General features: G+C 56.8%; 15 protein-coding genes and 1 riboswitch. Of the genes, 6 read left to right on the top strand and 9 right to left on the bottom strand.

Annotation, left to right across the window (positions count from 1 at the left end):
- Nucleotides 1–163 precede the first annotated feature (163 nt).
- From thiH to rsd, 7 genes are all read right to left on the bottom strand, one after another.
- Nucleotides 164–1,312 (bottom strand): 2-iminoacetate synthase ThiH, encoded by a 1,149-nt coding sequence (gene thiH / locus J5067_RS22970; protein ID WP_264652100.1) that lies wholly within the window; start codon nt 1,310–1,312, stop codon nt 164–166.
- Entirely contained in the window at nt 1,309–2,094 is a 786-nt protein-coding gene (locus tag J5067_RS22965; RefSeq protein ID WP_264646063.1) for a thiazole synthase, read from the bottom strand. The genes thiH and J5067_RS22965 overlap by 4 nt, the downstream gene beginning before the upstream one ends.
- Nucleotide 2,095: 1 nt before the next feature.
- Nucleotides 2,096–2,296: a sulfur carrier protein ThiS gene (thiS, locus tag J5067_RS22960; RefSeq protein ID WP_264646062.1), complete on the bottom strand. Its 201-nt coding sequence runs from the start codon at nt 2,294–2,296 to the stop codon at nt 2,096–2,098.
- A complete protein-coding gene (locus tag J5067_RS22955; protein WP_264652099.1) occupies nt 2,293–3,060 on the bottom strand; it encodes a HesA/MoeB/ThiF family protein in 768 nt (255 codons plus the stop codon). The genes thiS and J5067_RS22955 overlap by 4 nt, the downstream gene beginning before the upstream one ends.
- Complete coding sequence (gene thiE / locus J5067_RS22950) at nt 3,053–3,697, bottom strand: thiamine phosphate synthase (RefSeq protein WP_264652098.1); 645 nt, start codon at nt 3,695–3,697, stop codon at nt 3,053–3,055. Before thiE ends, J5067_RS22955 begins: the two co-directional genes overlap by 8 nt.
- A complete protein-coding gene (gene thiC / locus J5067_RS22945; protein WP_264652097.1) occupies nt 3,694–5,652 on the bottom strand; it encodes a phosphomethylpyrimidine synthase ThiC in 1,959 nt (652 codons plus the stop codon). Before thiC ends, thiE begins: the two co-directional genes overlap by 4 nt.
- Nucleotides 5,653–5,780: 128 nt before the next feature.
- Nucleotides 5,781–5,904, bottom strand: a riboswitch (TPP riboswitch).
- Nucleotides 5,905–6,025: 121 nt separating this feature from the next.
- Nucleotides 6,026–6,490: a sigma D regulator gene (gene rsd / locus J5067_RS22940; protein ID WP_264652096.1), complete on the bottom strand. Its 465-nt coding sequence runs from the start codon at nt 6,488–6,490 to the stop codon at nt 6,026–6,028.
- Between the two features lie 108 nt (nt 6,491–6,598).
- Here rsd and nudC point away from each other — a divergent pair, with 108 nt between their 5' ends.
- From nudC to J5067_RS22910, 6 genes are all read left to right on the top strand, one after another.
- Nucleotides 6,599–7,372 (top strand): NAD(+) diphosphatase, encoded by a 774-nt coding sequence (nudC, locus tag J5067_RS22935; protein ID WP_264646057.1) that lies wholly within the window; start codon nt 6,599–6,601, stop codon nt 7,370–7,372.
- Between the two features lie 81 nt (nt 7,373–7,453).
- Nucleotides 7,454–8,518 (top strand): uroporphyrinogen decarboxylase, encoded by a 1,065-nt coding sequence (hemE, locus tag J5067_RS22930; RefSeq protein ID WP_264652095.1) that lies wholly within the window; start codon nt 7,454–7,456, stop codon nt 8,516–8,518.
- A 41-nt stretch (nt 8,519–8,559) separates the two neighbouring features.
- Complete coding sequence (gene nfi, locus J5067_RS22925) at nt 8,560–9,234, top strand: deoxyribonuclease V (protein WP_264646055.1); 675 nt, start codon at nt 8,560–8,562, stop codon at nt 9,232–9,234.
- 95 nt (nt 9,235–9,329) lie between these two features.
- A complete protein-coding gene (locus J5067_RS22920; protein ID WP_264646054.1) occupies nt 9,330–9,920 on the top strand; it encodes a YjaG family protein in 591 nt (196 codons plus the stop codon).
- A 186-nt stretch (nt 9,921–10,106) separates the two neighbouring features.
- A complete protein-coding gene (gene hupA, locus J5067_RS22915) occupies nt 10,107–10,379 on the top strand; it encodes a nucleoid-associated protein HU-alpha (protein WP_195316323.1) in 273 nt (90 codons plus the stop codon).
- 73 nt (nt 10,380–10,452) lie between these two features.
- Complete coding sequence (locus tag J5067_RS22910) at nt 10,453–11,103, top strand: DUF1481 domain-containing protein (protein ID WP_319802407.1); 651 nt, start codon at nt 10,453–10,455, stop codon at nt 11,101–11,103.
- A 196-nt stretch (nt 11,104–11,299) separates the two neighbouring features.
- Here the strand turns inward: J5067_RS22910 and purD are convergent, their stop codons facing one another.
- Both purD and purH read right to left on the bottom strand, forming a co-directional pair.
- Complete coding sequence (purD, locus tag J5067_RS22905) at nt 11,300–12,589, bottom strand: phosphoribosylamine--glycine ligase (protein WP_264652093.1); 1,290 nt, start codon at nt 12,587–12,589, stop codon at nt 11,300–11,302.
- A gap of 17 nt (nt 12,590–12,606) precedes the next feature.
- Nucleotides 12,607–14,196, bottom strand: a complete 1,590-nt coding sequence (purH, locus tag J5067_RS22900) for a bifunctional phosphoribosylaminoimidazolecarboxamide formyltransferase/IMP cyclohydrolase (protein WP_264646051.1) — start codon at nt 14,194–14,196, stop codon at nt 12,607–12,609.
- Between the last annotated feature and the right edge of the window lie 444 nt (nt 14,197–14,640).

Here is a 14,640-nt window from a genome sequence, read left to right as displayed (position 1 = left end):
ATAGGGCCACCCTGTATCGGCAGAGGGGGCGAAACCGAATGAAACAATCCGGTTTCGGTTGGCGAATCGAGGTCGTCAACAGCATCACTTTACGTAGTGAAAGATAAACAGAGGGTGCATGATCTGGCCGTTTTATCGTCCGATAATGGCACGTTTCGCCCCTTTATCCCGCATTATGTCGATGATGCGACTGCCTTCCCAAATACCCATCCCAGTCTTTCCATACCGGTTGCAGCCCAGCCTGCGTGATTGCCTGTGCGACGGCCTCCGGGCGGCGATTATCATGGGGGGCAAACTGCTCCAATTCGGAACGATCCTCTGCGTAGCCCCCAGGCTGCGTTTTGGAAAATGCGCTGACGCTGTTGATAGCAATAGGCACCACGTTATCGCGAAAATAGGGCGATTCTCGGGTAGATAGCGACAACTCCACCTCGGGAGCCAGCAATCGGAATGCGCAAATCACTTGCAGTAACTGCGCTTCGTCCATTATCGACGCCGGTGTGATGCCGCCTGCACAGGGCCGCAGACGCGGAAAGGAGATGGAGTAACGGCTCTGCCAGTAGGTTTGCTGCAAATACAGCAGATGCTCCGCCACCATATAGCAGTCGGTGCGCCAACTGTCCGATAAGCCGATCAATGCACCGAGCCCGATCTTGTCGATCCCGGCGCGGCCCAAACGATCCGGTGTCTCCAGGCGCCAATGGAAATCCTGTTTGTTGCCGCGCAGGTGATGTTGCTGATAGGTCACAGGATGGTAGGTTTCCTGATAGACCATGACGCCGTCCAGCCCCAGCGTTTTTAGCTCCGCATAATCCTCTTGCGCCATCGGCTGCACTTCCATCATCAGCGCACTGAAGTGTGGCCGAATCAGGGGCAACATGTCGCGAAAATACGCCATGCCGACTTTACGTTGATGTTCTCCCGTGACCAGCAGCAGGTTATCAAACCCCAGCGCTTTGATGGCGGCAATCTCGCGCAGGATTTCCTCTTGGTTCAAGGTTTTGCGCTTGATGTGGTTGCTCATGGAGAAACCACAGTAGGTGCAGTCATTGGCACACAGGTTCGACAGATAGAGCGGAACATAAAAACCCACGGTATTGCCAAAACGTTGCCGGGTAAGCTGCTGAGCCCGCGCGGCCAACGGCTCCAGACAGTGCAGCGCTGCCGGGGAAAGCAGCGCCATCATATCGTCACGGGAGAGCGTGGTCGACGTCAGTGCCCGTTCCACATCGCGTGCGGTTTTGCTATTGATGTCGAGGGTGATGCCATCCCAATCGAGCTGCTCCCAGCGGGTGCGAAACGCGCGGGTCATGATTGCGCCTCCGGCGTTATCTGCTGAAGAAAGCCGGTCAGCGGGCTGGTGGCGCTTGCCACGAACTGGCGTTGGCCTAATCCGGCCTGACGTGCCCGTTCGCCCGCGTCTACCGCTAAACGAAAGGCGTGAGCCATCTGTACCGGATCGCGTGCCACGGCAATCGCCGTGTTAACCAGCACCGCATCGGCCCCCATCTCCAGCGCCTCGGTGGCGTGGCTGGGTGCACCAATGCCTGCGTCAACCACCACCGGCACCGTGGCTTGCTCGATAATGATGCGCAGGAAATCGCGCGTTTGCAGCCCCTGATTGGAGCCGATGGGCGCGCCCAGCGGCATCACGGCGGCGCAACCCACCTCTTCCAGCCGTTTGCACAGCACCGGGTCCGCGCCGCAGTAGGGCAACACCACAAAACCCTCTTTAACCAGGCGCTCAGCGGCGCGCAGGGTTTCGATTGGGTCGGGCAACAGGTATTTGGCGTCGGGATGAATTTCCAGTTTGAGCCAGTGCGTGCCCAGCGCTTCGCGCGCCAACCGTGCGGCGAACACCGCTTCATCTGCGGTTTTCGCCCCTGAGGTGTTGGGCAGCAGTTTCACACCTAGCTGCTTGAGCGGCGCGAAAATGGCGTCATTACCGGTTTTCAGGTCAACGCGCTTCATGGCCAGCGTGACTAACTGAGAACCCGATGCCTGCAACGCCGCGTGCATCAGCTCGGCAGTGGCGAATTTACCCGTTCCGGTTAATAACCGGGAAGAAAAACGTGTATCGGCAATCTGCAACATATCAACCCCCTGCGATAGCCTGAAAAAGAAGAATATCGTCGCCTGAGCAAACGGGTCGTGTCGCCCATTCGTCACGCGGCACAATGGTCTGGTTTATCGCCAGCGCGGTGCCGGGCTGTAAGCGATCCAACCCCGCCAGCAGGGTTTCCACCGTGATGGCCTCATCGCACGCCATCGGGGTGTCGTTCAGCGTAATGTTCATGCCGCGATATCCTTACAGACCGGACAGCGCGTCGAGCGGCTTAACTGAAAGGTTTGCCAGCTCTGTTGCTTGCCATCAAACAGGCGCAGCTTGCCGCTGAGTGCCGAAGGCAACCCCGCCAGTAGTTTGATGGCTTCCAGTGCCTGAAGCGTGCCGATGACCCCGACCACCGGGCCGAGTACACCGGCGGTGCGGCAGTTGCGTTGTGGTTCCGTCGCTTCCGGGTAGAGACAGGCGTAACAGCCGTGCGCGTAGGGGGGCGTTAGCACCAGCAACTGTCCGCTAAAGCCCACCGCACTGCCGCTGACCAACGGCGTGTGCTGCTGAACGCAAGCGGCATTAACCGCGTGGCGTGTGACCATGTTGTCGCTGCAATCCAGCACCAGATCGGCCTGTTGCACCGCGTGGTGTAATGCCGCTCCCGCCAGACGCTCGGTGAGCGTCACCACCTCGGTTAACGGGTTGAGCGCCAAGAGTTGCTGCTTGGCGAGCGTGGCCTTGGGGCGAGAAATATCCTGCGTGCGATAGAGGATCTGCCGTTGCAGATTGGAGATATGCAGTTGGTCATCATCGGCGATCGTCAAGGTACCAACCCCCGCGGCGGCGAGGTAGAGCGCGGCGGGTGCGCCTAGCCCACCCATGCCGACCAGCAGTACGCGGGATTTCTTCAGCTTTTCTTGCCCTTCCGGGCCGATGTCTTCCAGCAGCAATTGACGGCTGTAGCGCAAGAACTCTTGATCGCTCAGTACCGGATCGTTATGCATCGGAGGCCTCCTGATGTTCAATCAGGCTGAGCAATGTGGCAGTTGCCTGACGCCAGTCGGCGGCCTGCGTTATCGCGCTGACCACCGCAATGCTGCCGACGCCGGTTGCCAGCACGCTCGGTACGCGGTCAATGCTGATGCCACCGATGGCTACGGTAGGGAAACGCCCTTGCAGCGCATCAATGTGACGCTTCAATTCGCTCACCCCCTGCGGCGCGGAGGGCATCTCTTTGGTTTGCGTCGGGAAGATATGCCCGAGGGCGATATACGACGGCTTGAGTGCCACGGCGCGTGCCAGTTCCACGTCGTCGTGGGTTGAAATACCCAAGCGCAGCCCCGCATCACGGATCGTATGCAGATCGGCGGTATCCAGATCCTCCTGACCCAAGTGCACGCCGTATGCCCGATGCTTGACGGCCAGTTGCCAAAAATCGTTAATAAACAAGCGAGCCTGATAATCCTGCCCGAGCGCGATGGCCTGCATGATGGCGGCCTCGGCCTGTGCTGCGGTTTTATCCTTGATGCGTAACTGGATGGTTTTTACGCCAGCGCTGAGCAGGCGCTCGATCCAGGTCACGCGGTCCACTACCGGGTAAAGCCCGAGCCGTGGCGCGGTCGCGGGGAATGCCGGATTCATTTGGTTTCCTCCCCGAGCAGCGTCGTGGCACTGTGGTAGAGCTCGCTGCCGCGTGCACGAAACTGGGCCGACATCTCTGCCATGCCGACTTCAATCGGCTGCGCTTCCAGGGCGGGGACCGGATTTTTCGCCGCGTACTCACGCACTTCCTGCGAAATTTTCATCGAACAGAATTTGGGCCCGCACATGGAACAGAAATGTGCGACTTTGCCTGATTCTTGCGGCAGGGTTTCATCGTGATAGGCGCGCGCGGTGGTCGGATCGAGCGCCAGATTGAACTGGTCTTCCCAACGAAACTCAAAGCGTGCTTTGGACATGGCGTTATCGCGGATCTGCGCGCCGGGATGCCCTTTCGCCAGATCGGCCGCATGCGCGGCGATCTTGTAGGTGATAAGCCCCTGCTTCACATCCTCTTTGTTGGGCAGCCCGAGGTGTTCTTTCGGCGTGACGTAGCAGAGCATGGCGCAACCGAACCAGCCAATCATCGCGGCCCCGATACCGGAGGTGAAATGGTCATAACCGGGGGCGATATCGGTGGTCAGCGGCCCCAGGGTATAGAACGGCGCTTCGTGGCAGTGCTCCAGCTCTTCGGTCATGTTGCGGCGAATCATCTGCATCGGCACATGTCCCGGCCCTTCAATCATTACCTGCACGTCATACTCCCAGGCGATTTTGGTCAGCTCGCCCAGGGTATGCAGTTCGGCAAACTGCGCCTGATCGTTGGCATCCTGAATGGAGCCGGGACGCAAGCCATCGCCCAGCGACAGGGCAACGTCGTAGGCGGCACAAATCTCACAGATTTCACGGAAGTGGACGTAGAGGAAATTCTCCTGATGATGCGACAGGCACCACTTCGCCATGATGGAACCGCCGCGCGATACAATGCCGGTCAGACGCTGTGCGGTCATCGGCACATAGCGCAGCAGCACACCCGCATGAATGGTGAAGTAATCCACCCCTTGTTCAGCCTGTTCGAGCAATGTATCGCGGAACATTTCCCACGTGAGGTTTTCCGCTATGCCGTTGACCTTCTCCAGCGCCTGATAAATGGGAACGGTACCAATCGGCACCGGGCTGTTGCGCAGGATCCATTCACGGGTTTCGTGAATATAGCGTCCGGTGGAGAGATCCATCACCGTATCGGCCCCCCACAGCGTAGACCAGACCAGCTTTTCCACCTCTTCTTCGATAGATGAGGTGACCGCTGAGTTGCCGATATTGGCGTTCACCTTGACCAGAAAATTGCGCCCGATAATCATCGGTTCAGATTCAGGGTGATTGATGTTGGACGGGATGATGGCACGGCCTGCGGCGACTTCCTGACGCACAAATTCCGGGGTGATGTTGTCCGGCAGGATCGCGCCAAAGCTTTGTCCCGGATGCTGGTGGCGCAACACTTCACTGCGAATGCGCTCGCGTCCCATGTTTTCGCGGATGGCGATAAACTCCATTTCCGGCGTGACGATCCCTTGGCGCGCATAGTGCAATTGCGTGACGCACTTGCCCGACTGGGCGCGTTTGGGCTGCGGCAACTGTTCAAAGCGCAGGTGATCCAACCCGGCATCCGCCAGTCGCTGCTGGGTAAAACGGGAGCTGACGCCGGAGAGCGGCTCGGTATCGCTACGTTCTGCAATCCAGTCAGCACGCAGTTTCGCCAGCCCAGTACGCACGTCCGGCCGCGCATCGGGATCGCCATACGGCCCCGCGGTGTCATACACCGGCACGGCTTCGTTAGGTTCATAGTGAGGGTTATCTTTGCCACCACCCACCAGCGTTGGGCTGAGGGCGATTTCCCGCATCGGCACGCGGATATCGCTGCGCGACCCGGCAAGGTAGATGCGCGTGGAGTTAGGAAAGGCAGTGCCGCGCAGATTATGAATAAATGCCTCGGCTGCTTCGCGCTTTTCGCGACGGCCAGACGGGGTTTTAGGCGTTGTAGCGGGTGATTGAGACATAGCATGTTCCTGATTATGGTTAAGGAAAAATGCTTGTCTGGAGCTCGCAGGGAGTAATTATGGTTGCCTTGCCCCGATTTTACGCGCTATGCCGGTAACAACATGGCGATGACAACGGTGACAAAACAGAGTGGATTACTCTTGTTCCCTTCGCAGGTTTTAACCTGATCAGGTTCCGCGGATCCCGAATAAACGGTCTCAGCCTGCGGTTTATGTATCACATAAACACGCTAGGCACTCCGACAAGATACGCCCGATAGTCAGCTCAGAGGCTGTTTACCAAGCAATAACCCCATTACCATGAGGTTAATAAAACGCTAACACTTTAGGACGTCTGAGAGACACTGTCAAAATGTAAGGTGGGGCGATGGCGTTATTCTTTATCAATCGCCAGACGAATCAGGCGATCTTCCAGTGCAAAGCGTTCCGCCATGGCTTCGCCGACGCTCGACAGCGCTTGCTGAAACTCAATGCAGTTGTCGTGATCGATGGCGGTCGCCAGACTACTGTCGTAGAAATCCATAATGAATTGGGTGTTGGCCTGCAACGCCAGCGCCAGACGGTGCGTTTGCGCCAGCTTTTGATCGCTCAGTGCAACCGCCTCTTGCAGGATGCGCTCATAAACATGGAAATGGCAGGCGGAAAGATAGTCCACAAGGTTGTGGCAAAAATCATCCAAGGCCTGCTCATCGAGCGGGGTGTGTTTATCTTTGTTTGGCTTAATGCCGACCAGATGGTAATAGGCAACCAGAAGTTGCTTGCGCGCTTGTAGCCATTGGTCGATTAACGCATTATTGCCACCAACGTACTCAGTCAGACTTTGTAATTGGTTTAACATTGTTGACTCCGTGCATTGATAAGAAAGAACAATCGGTGACGATGAAATTCTGCCATATCCCTGACAGTTAAAATGCCAGTGAAGTGTCTGTGGAGCAATAGAAAAGATATGGAACAAACATTAAAAGGTGATGAGCATGGATGGTGGGTGGTCAGCCATGATAATCAAGTGTGGCTGCCCGAAGGGAAACTCCCGCATGGCACGGCGGCGCAGTGCGGATTGGAAGGCATTGTTGGACGCCAGATAGGGGAGTGGCAGGGCGAGTGCGTGTGGTTGGTCAGTCACCAGAAAACCTCGCAGATGGACTCCGTGCGCCAACTGCTGGATGAAGACGTGGCGCTGTTTCAACTGGCAGGGCGCGGTGTGCAACTGGTCGAATTCTATCGCTCGCATCAGTTTTGCGGCTATTGCGGGCAGAAAATGGTGCACAGCAAAACGGAACTGGCCTGCTTGTGCCCGCAGTGTAAAGAGCGTTATTACCCGCAAATCGCCCCGTGCGTGATCGTGGCGATCCGGCGCGGTGAGGAGATCTTGCTGGCGCAGCATCAACGCCACCGCGGTAATATGTATACCGTGCTGGCGGGGTTCGTGGAAGTGGGCGAAACGCTCGAGCAAGCGGTTGCCCGCGAGGTGATGGAAGAGAGCAACATTCGTATTAAAAATCTGCGCTACATCAGCTCGCAGCCGTGGCCGTTCCCGCATTCGCTGATGATGGCGTTTATGGCCGAGTATGCCGACGGCGATCTGCGCCACGATCCCAAAGAACTCAGAGATGCGGGCTGGTTCCGCTACGATCAACTGCCGATTCTCCCGCCGCCGGGTACGGTCGCGCGACGTTTGATTGAAGACACCGTGGTACTGTGCCGCGATGGGCAGGAATAGCGCCGCTGGCGTGCTACACTTCGCGCCACTCGTTTCGTTATCGCGTTTTGACCCTCTCTCAGGATGACAAAAGGACACCGCATGCCAGACCTGAAAAATGATCGCTATCTGCGCGCGCTACTGCGCCAGCCCGTTGACGTGACGCCGGTGTGGATGATGCGCCAGGCCGGCCGCTATCTGCCGGAGTACAAAGCGACGCGCGCTCAAGCCGGTGATTTTATGTCGCTGTGCAAAAATCCAGAGCTGGCTTGCGAAGTCACGCTGCAACCGCTTCGGCGCTATGCGCTGGATGCCGCCATCCTGTTTTCCGATATTCTCACCGTGCCGGATGCCATGGGATTGGGGCTCTATTTTGAAACCGGGGAAGGGCCGCGTTTTGCCCATCCGGTGCGAACCGCTGCGGATGTGGCGCGCTTGCCCATTCCCGATCCCGAGCAGGAACTGGGCTACGTGATGGATGCGGTTCGCACCATTCGCCGCGAACTGGCCGGTGCGGTGCCATTGATCGGTTTTTCCGGCAGTCCCTGGACGCTGGCAACCTATATGGTGGAAGGCGGCAGCAGTAAAGCGTTTACGGTTATCAAGAAAATGCTGTTTGCCGAGCCGCAGACGCTCCACCTGCTGCTGGATAAGCTGGCTGACAGCGTGATTCTCTACCTCAATGCGCAGATCAAGGCCGGTGCCCAATCGGTGATGATTTTCGATACCTGGGGCGGCGCGCTGAGCGGTCGCGATTACCGTGAGTTTTCACTGCACTACATGCACAAAATCGTGGATGGCCTGCTGCGTGAGCATGAGGGTCGGCGCGTACCGGTAACGCTGTTTACCAAAGGCGGCGGGCAATGGCTGGAAGCGATGGCTGCGACGGGGTGCGATGCGCTGGGTCTGGACTGGACCACGGATATTGCTGAGGCGCGCGCGCGGGTTGGGGACACGGTGGCGCTGCAAGGCAATATGGACCCTTCAATGCTCTATGCGTCGCCAGCGCGTATTGAGCAAGAGGTTGAGACGATTTTAACCGCGTTCGGTCCGGGGGAGGGTCACGTGTTCAATTTGGGGCACGGGATTCATCAGGATGTGCCACCGGAACATGCCGGTGCGTTTGTTGATGCGGTGCACCGGTTGTCGCGCCCGTTCCATCAATAATCGCCATCATCAGGATTGAAGGTGCCTTAAGGAGTAGGCTGATGGATACGCAAGCATTGAAGGCGGAACAGAAACGGCGGGCGCAGGACATTGTGCGTGTTGACAGCCTGCCCTTTGTCGAGCCCACGTTTATCGGCGGGGCTGATGTCGGATTCGAGCAAGAGGGCGCGGTGACGCGTGCGGCGATCGCGATATTGCACTACCCTTCACTTCAGTTGGTTGAGTACCAGATTGCCCGTATCCCGACGGTCATGCCCTATGTGCCGGGGTTGCTCTCTTTTCGTGAGTGTCCTGGCCTGTTGGCTGCCTGGCAACAACTGGCGCAAAAGCCTGAGTTGCTGTTCGTTGACGGTCACGGCATTTCGCACCCCAGGCGATTGGGCGTTGCCAGCCATTTTGGGTTATTGGTGGATGTCCCGACCATTGGCGTGGCTAAAAAACGGCTGTGCGGTCAGATTGCTCCGCTTTCTGATGCGCCCGGCAGCCAAAGCGCGCTGATGGACCATGACGAACAGATTGGCTGGGTGTGGCGCAGCAAGGCGCGCTGTAATCCGCTGTTTATCTCCACCGGCCATCGGGTGAGCCTGAACAGCGCACTGATGTGGGTAAAACGCTGCCAGCAGGGCTACCGTTTACCCGAACCTACGCGTTGGGCGGACGCCGTTGCCTCACAGCGGCCGGCCTTTCAACGCTGGCTGCGAGAAAATCCACAGTAACGCAGGCGGGATGCGGTAAGTTTAAGAATTCAGGCATAGGGCAAGGCAAAATTTTCAGGTACACTGCCTGCCATTAAAAATAATGAGCGTCGACGATGTTACGTAATCCGATTCACCTGCGGCTGGAGAAGCTGGAAAGCTGGCAGCACGTGACTTTTATGGCTTGCCTTTGCGAGCGGATGTATCCGAACTATTATGAATTTTGTCGCCAGACCGAGTTTGGTGATGCGCAACTGTATCGCCGCATCCTCGACCTGGTGTGGGAAGTGCTGGTGGTGAAAGAGGCCAAGGTCAATTTCGACAGCCAGTTGGAGAAATGGGAGGACGCCATTCCCTCCGCCGATGATTACGATTTATACGGTGTCTATCCGGCCATTGACGCGTGCATTGCATTGGGTGAACTGCTGCATTCGCAACTGAGTGGTGCCACGCTCGAGCATGCGATTGCCATTAGCGAGACCTCCATTCGCACGGTAGCGATGCTGGAAATGACGCAAGCCGGCCGTGAAATGACGGACGAAGAACTCTACACGCTGCCCGCGATCGAAGAAGAATGGGACATTCAGTGGGAGATTTTTCGGTTGCTGGCGGCGTGTGAAGAGCGTGATTTGGAATTGATTAAAGGGCTGCGTGCCGACCTGCGGGAAGCGGGGAGCAGCAATATTGGCATAAATTTAGGTCAATAAGGCGATAAAACGTGATTTAAGGCCCTAAATGACAAGTTGAAGGGCTTCACATCCGCCCCCTGTCTGGTCTACATTTGGGGGGCGTAAAAAAAGTGGCTGTCGGTGCGTGTATGCAGGAGAGTGCTTTTGAGCATATCCGTCGCACTCGATGCTAAGCAAGCGATAAACACACTGTAAGGATAACTTATGAATAAGACTCAACTGATTGATGTGATTGCAGACAAAGCTGACCTGTCCAAGGCTCAGGCTAAAACAGCGTTAGAAGCCACTCTGGCCGCGGTAACTGAGTCTCTGAAAGCAGGCGATGCAGTACAATTAGTGGGTTTTGGTACGTTTAAAGTGAACCATCGTAACGAGCGCACTGGCCGCAACCCGCAAACGGGTAAAGAAATCAAAATCGCTGCGGCGAATGTCCCGGCATTTGTCGCGGGCAAAGCACTGAAAGACGCTGTTAAATAAGCGAATGTCAGTGAAGGATTCAAGCAAAGGGGCGTTAGCGCCCCTTTTGCTTTTGTGGCGCAGGTTGGGCACGGTGGCTCTTGCCGGATTGCTCACTGCCTGTTCCAGCCATTCGCCACCGCCAACGACCTTCGCCACCGGCTATGTTGGCGATCGTGCGGTGGTGCGCGTGTGGCGCAAGGATGACAGCCAACAGAACAGCACGCAGTTGGTGACGCTCTCCAATGCGTTGCAGGATGATAACCTGTGGCCCGATCGCCACGGGGTGGAAACGCGCTACCTGTTTGTTCAGGACCACCTGCGTGAAATAAAGCGCAGTTATCGCGGTGCCCATCCTGAAAGTCTCCATCTTCGTTTTGCTGACGACGGGACAGTGAGCTTTATGCAACGGCAACTCGACGATCGGCGTGAAAGCGTTTCTGAAGACGAGATTGCGCTGTTTCAGTTTGATGCCAAGCGGGTGCTGGAACTCAGCGAGGTGTTGCGCACTGGCAGTGTGAAACTGCGTCAGGGGATGCTACAGGGCAATCGCGTGCTGACTTGTGAGGGGCAAAATGTCAGCCCTGATTTTGATAGGCTCTCGCTGAGATGGATTGCGGAACAGCGACAGCATCGTCCTGACGTCACGCAGCGCGTGGCGTGGTTGGATGCCCCTGCGGGAACGCAACTGCTGCTGGTCGCTGAGGAAGATTTGTGTCAGTGGAAGCCCTTTGCCAGTGAGTAGGGTGAAATCCATCCGTCATTCCCACAAACCTCTGCCATTCCCGCCCACTACCTGTCATTCCCGCACAGGCGGGAATCTCCTACAGGCTTAACGCGTTCTTTCTGTCAGGGGTCCCCGGCTTTCGCCGAGGACGACGAGGGGCGTTCTTCCTATCAGAGGTCCCCGGCCTACGCCGAGGACGACGAACTACCTATCATTACTGCTTCTGCTCACGAGCAATAGCGCGATAGCCGATATCATTGCGGTAGAAACTGCCGTTCCAGCGGATATCTTTGGCAACCTGATACGCGTTCTGCTGCGCCAGTGCGACAGTGCGACCCAAGGCGGTCACGCACAGCACGCGTCCACCGCTGGTCACTACGTCATCGCCACGCAGTGCGGTGCCAGCCTGGAACACCTTGCTGTCTTCCGCTTCTTGCTGCGGTAAGCCGCTGATGACATCGCCGGAAGCGTAGTCGCCGGGGTAACCGCCCGCCGCGATCACCACGCCTAACGCCGGGCGCTCATCCCAGACCGACGTTGTCTGATCCAGTTTGCCTTCACAGCCCGCCAGACACATCTCCACCAGATCGGAGCGCAGGCGCATCATGATCGGTTGCGTTTCCGGATCGCCAAAACGGCAGTTGAATTCGATCACCTTCGGTTGGCCCGCGTCATCGATCATCAACCCGGCATACAGGAAGCCGGTGTAGGTATTTCCTTCCGCCTTCATGCCGCGCACTGTCGGCCAAATCACCTGATCCATCACGCGCTGGTGAATCTCATCGGTCACCACCGGGGCAGGAGAGTATGCGCCCATACCGCCGGTGTTCGGGCCGGTGTCTTTATCGCCCACACGTTTGTGGTCCTGGCTGGTGGCCATGGGCAATACGTTATCGCCATCGACCATGACGATAAAGCTGGCCTCTTCCCCTTCCAGAAACTCTTCGATGACGATGCGGTGTCCGGCATCGCCAAATGCATTGCCCGCCAGCATATCCTGAACCGCGTTTTCCGCTTCTTCCTGCGTCATGGCAACGATAACGCCTTTGCCCGCCGCCAGGCCGTCAGCCTTTACAACGATAGGCGCGCCGTGCTTGCGCACATAGGCCAGTGCAGGCTCAACCTCGGTGAAATTCTGATAGAACGCGGTGGGGATCTGCTGACGCGCCAGGAAATCTTTGGTAAAGGCCTTGGAACCTTCCAACTGCGCTGCGGCCTGCGTTGGGCCAAAAATCGTCAGGCCCGCGGCGCGGAAAGCATCAACCACGCCAATCACCAGCGGTGCTTCCGGACCGACGATGGTTAAACCAATCTGTTTTTCCTGGGCAAAAGCAACCAGCGCCGGAATATCGGTAGCGGAGATCGCCACGTTGTGCAGCGCAGGTTCGCGTGCCGTACCCGCATTACCGGGCGCGACATACACATTATCTGCCAGCGGCGACTGGGCGGCTTTCCACGCCAGCGCGTGTTCGCGCCCGCCATTACCAATGATTAAAATGTTCATCTGTGTCATATCCTGAATTAGTGGCGGAAATGGCGCATGTCGGTGAAGATCATGGCAATGCCGTGTTCGTTGGCGGCGGTGATAACCTCGTCATCACGAATGGAACCCCCCGGCTGAATCACACAGGTAATGCCAACGGCGGCGGCGGCATCGATACCGTCACGGAACGGGAAGAACGCATCGGAAGCCATCACGGAGCCTTCAACTTGCAATCCTTCGTCACCGGCTTTAATACCCGCGATTTTTGCGGAATAGACGCGGCTCATTTGTCCTGCACCGATGCCGACCGTCATATTATCACGGGCATAGACGATGGCATTGGATTTGACGAACTTCGCGACTTTCCAGCAGAACAGTGCATCGCGCAGTTCGGTTTCTGTCGGTTGACGCTCAGTGACAACGCGCAGTTGACTCGCATCAACCATGCCCAGATCGCGGTCCTGCACCAGCAGGCCACCGTTGACGCGTTTGAAATCCAACCCGGAAACGCGTTGCTGCCACTGACCGCAAGTAAGGACACGCACGTTCTGTTTTGCCGCTGTCACTTTCAATGCCGCTGCACTGGCTGAGGGGGCGATGATCACTTCCACAAACTGACGGCTGATGATCGCTTGCGCGGTGGCTTCGTCCAGTTCGCGGTTAAACGCGATGATGCCGCCAAACGCAGAGGTGGGGTCGGTTTTGTAGGCGCGCTCGTAGGCCGCCAGAATCGACTCGCCAATAGCCACGCCACAGGGGTTGGCGTGTTTCACGATAACGCAGGCCGGTTCGGCGAACTCTTTTACGCACTCCAACGCCGCATCGGTGTCGGCAATGTTGTTGTAAGACAGCGCTTTGCCCTGCAACTGTTCTGCTGTCGCAACCGAGGCCTCTTTCAGCGTCTCTTCTATATAGAAGGCGGCCTGCTGGTGGCTGTTCTCGCCGTAACGCATATCCTGCTTCTTGATGAAGTTCAGGTTCAGCGTACGCGGGAAGTGGCCGGCCGGCTTCTCTGTCTCACCGTGGTAAGGAGGAACCATGGTGCCAAAGTAGTTGGCGATCATGCTGTCGTAGGCCGCGGTATGTTCAAAGGCTTTAATCGCCAGATTGAAGCGGGTTTCCAACGTCAGAGAGTGCGCATTGCCATCCATTTCATTGATGATGTCAGTGTAGTCACTGCTTTTTACTACGATGGCGACATCGTTATGGTTCTTGGCGGCGGAACGCACCATGGTCGGGCCGCCAATATCGATATTCTCGACGGCATCAGCCAGTGAGCAATCGGGGCGAGCCACCGTTTGCGCGAAGGGATACAGGTTTACCACCACCATATCGATGGGGCTGATGTCATGTTCTGCCATGATGGCGTCATCCGTGCCGCGACGACCCAGGATCCCGCCGTGTACTTTCGGGTGCAGGGTTTTAACGCGACCATCCATCATCTCTGGGAAGCCCGTGTAGTCGGACACTTCAGTGACGGGTAAGCCCGCATCAGCCAACAGGCGGGCAGTACCGCCAGTGGATAGCAGCTCCACGCCACGTTGAGAAAGCGCCTGAGCAAATTCGACAATACCGGCTTTGTCAGAAACGCTGAGTAAAGCGCGGCGGATAGGACGAGGTTGTGACATGGTGATGTATCCCTTGGCTTTGGATAGGCATAAAAGAACAGTATATGAATGCAGTTTTGCTGTTTTTATCCTTTATCTGGATAAAACCGCATTCCTATTCTGTTCTTGTGCGGTAATTTTGCGCGGGAGAATTGTAGCGAAAACGTTTGCGTGATGCTCGTCTAATTTTAGGGAGAATCTCATTTGTGGATAACATTGTGCAAAAGTGGGTATAAAGCGGGGTTTTGCTGTGGAATTCAGCAAACAGTCAATTTTATTCAAAATACCTATTGCAGGCTGCGCGGAAATCCCTATACTGCGCCTCCACTGACACGGCAACAGCGACACGCGGTTGTGGTAACGGTAAGAAGTAAAACAGGAAAGCCGAACGCGAAATTGAAAAATTAACGTTGACTTTTCAGCGGTGCAGCGTAATATACGCCTCCCGCGCCACGGTAGATGTGG

Source organism: Candidatus Symbiopectobacterium sp. NZEC151, from assembly GCF_025962655.1.
Classification (GTDB): Bacteria; Pseudomonadota; Gammaproteobacteria; order Enterobacterales; family Enterobacteriaceae; genus Symbiopectobacterium.
The sequence above is the reverse complement of the archived record's forward strand: the minus strand, read 5'-3'. Positions and strand labels throughout refer to the sequence as shown.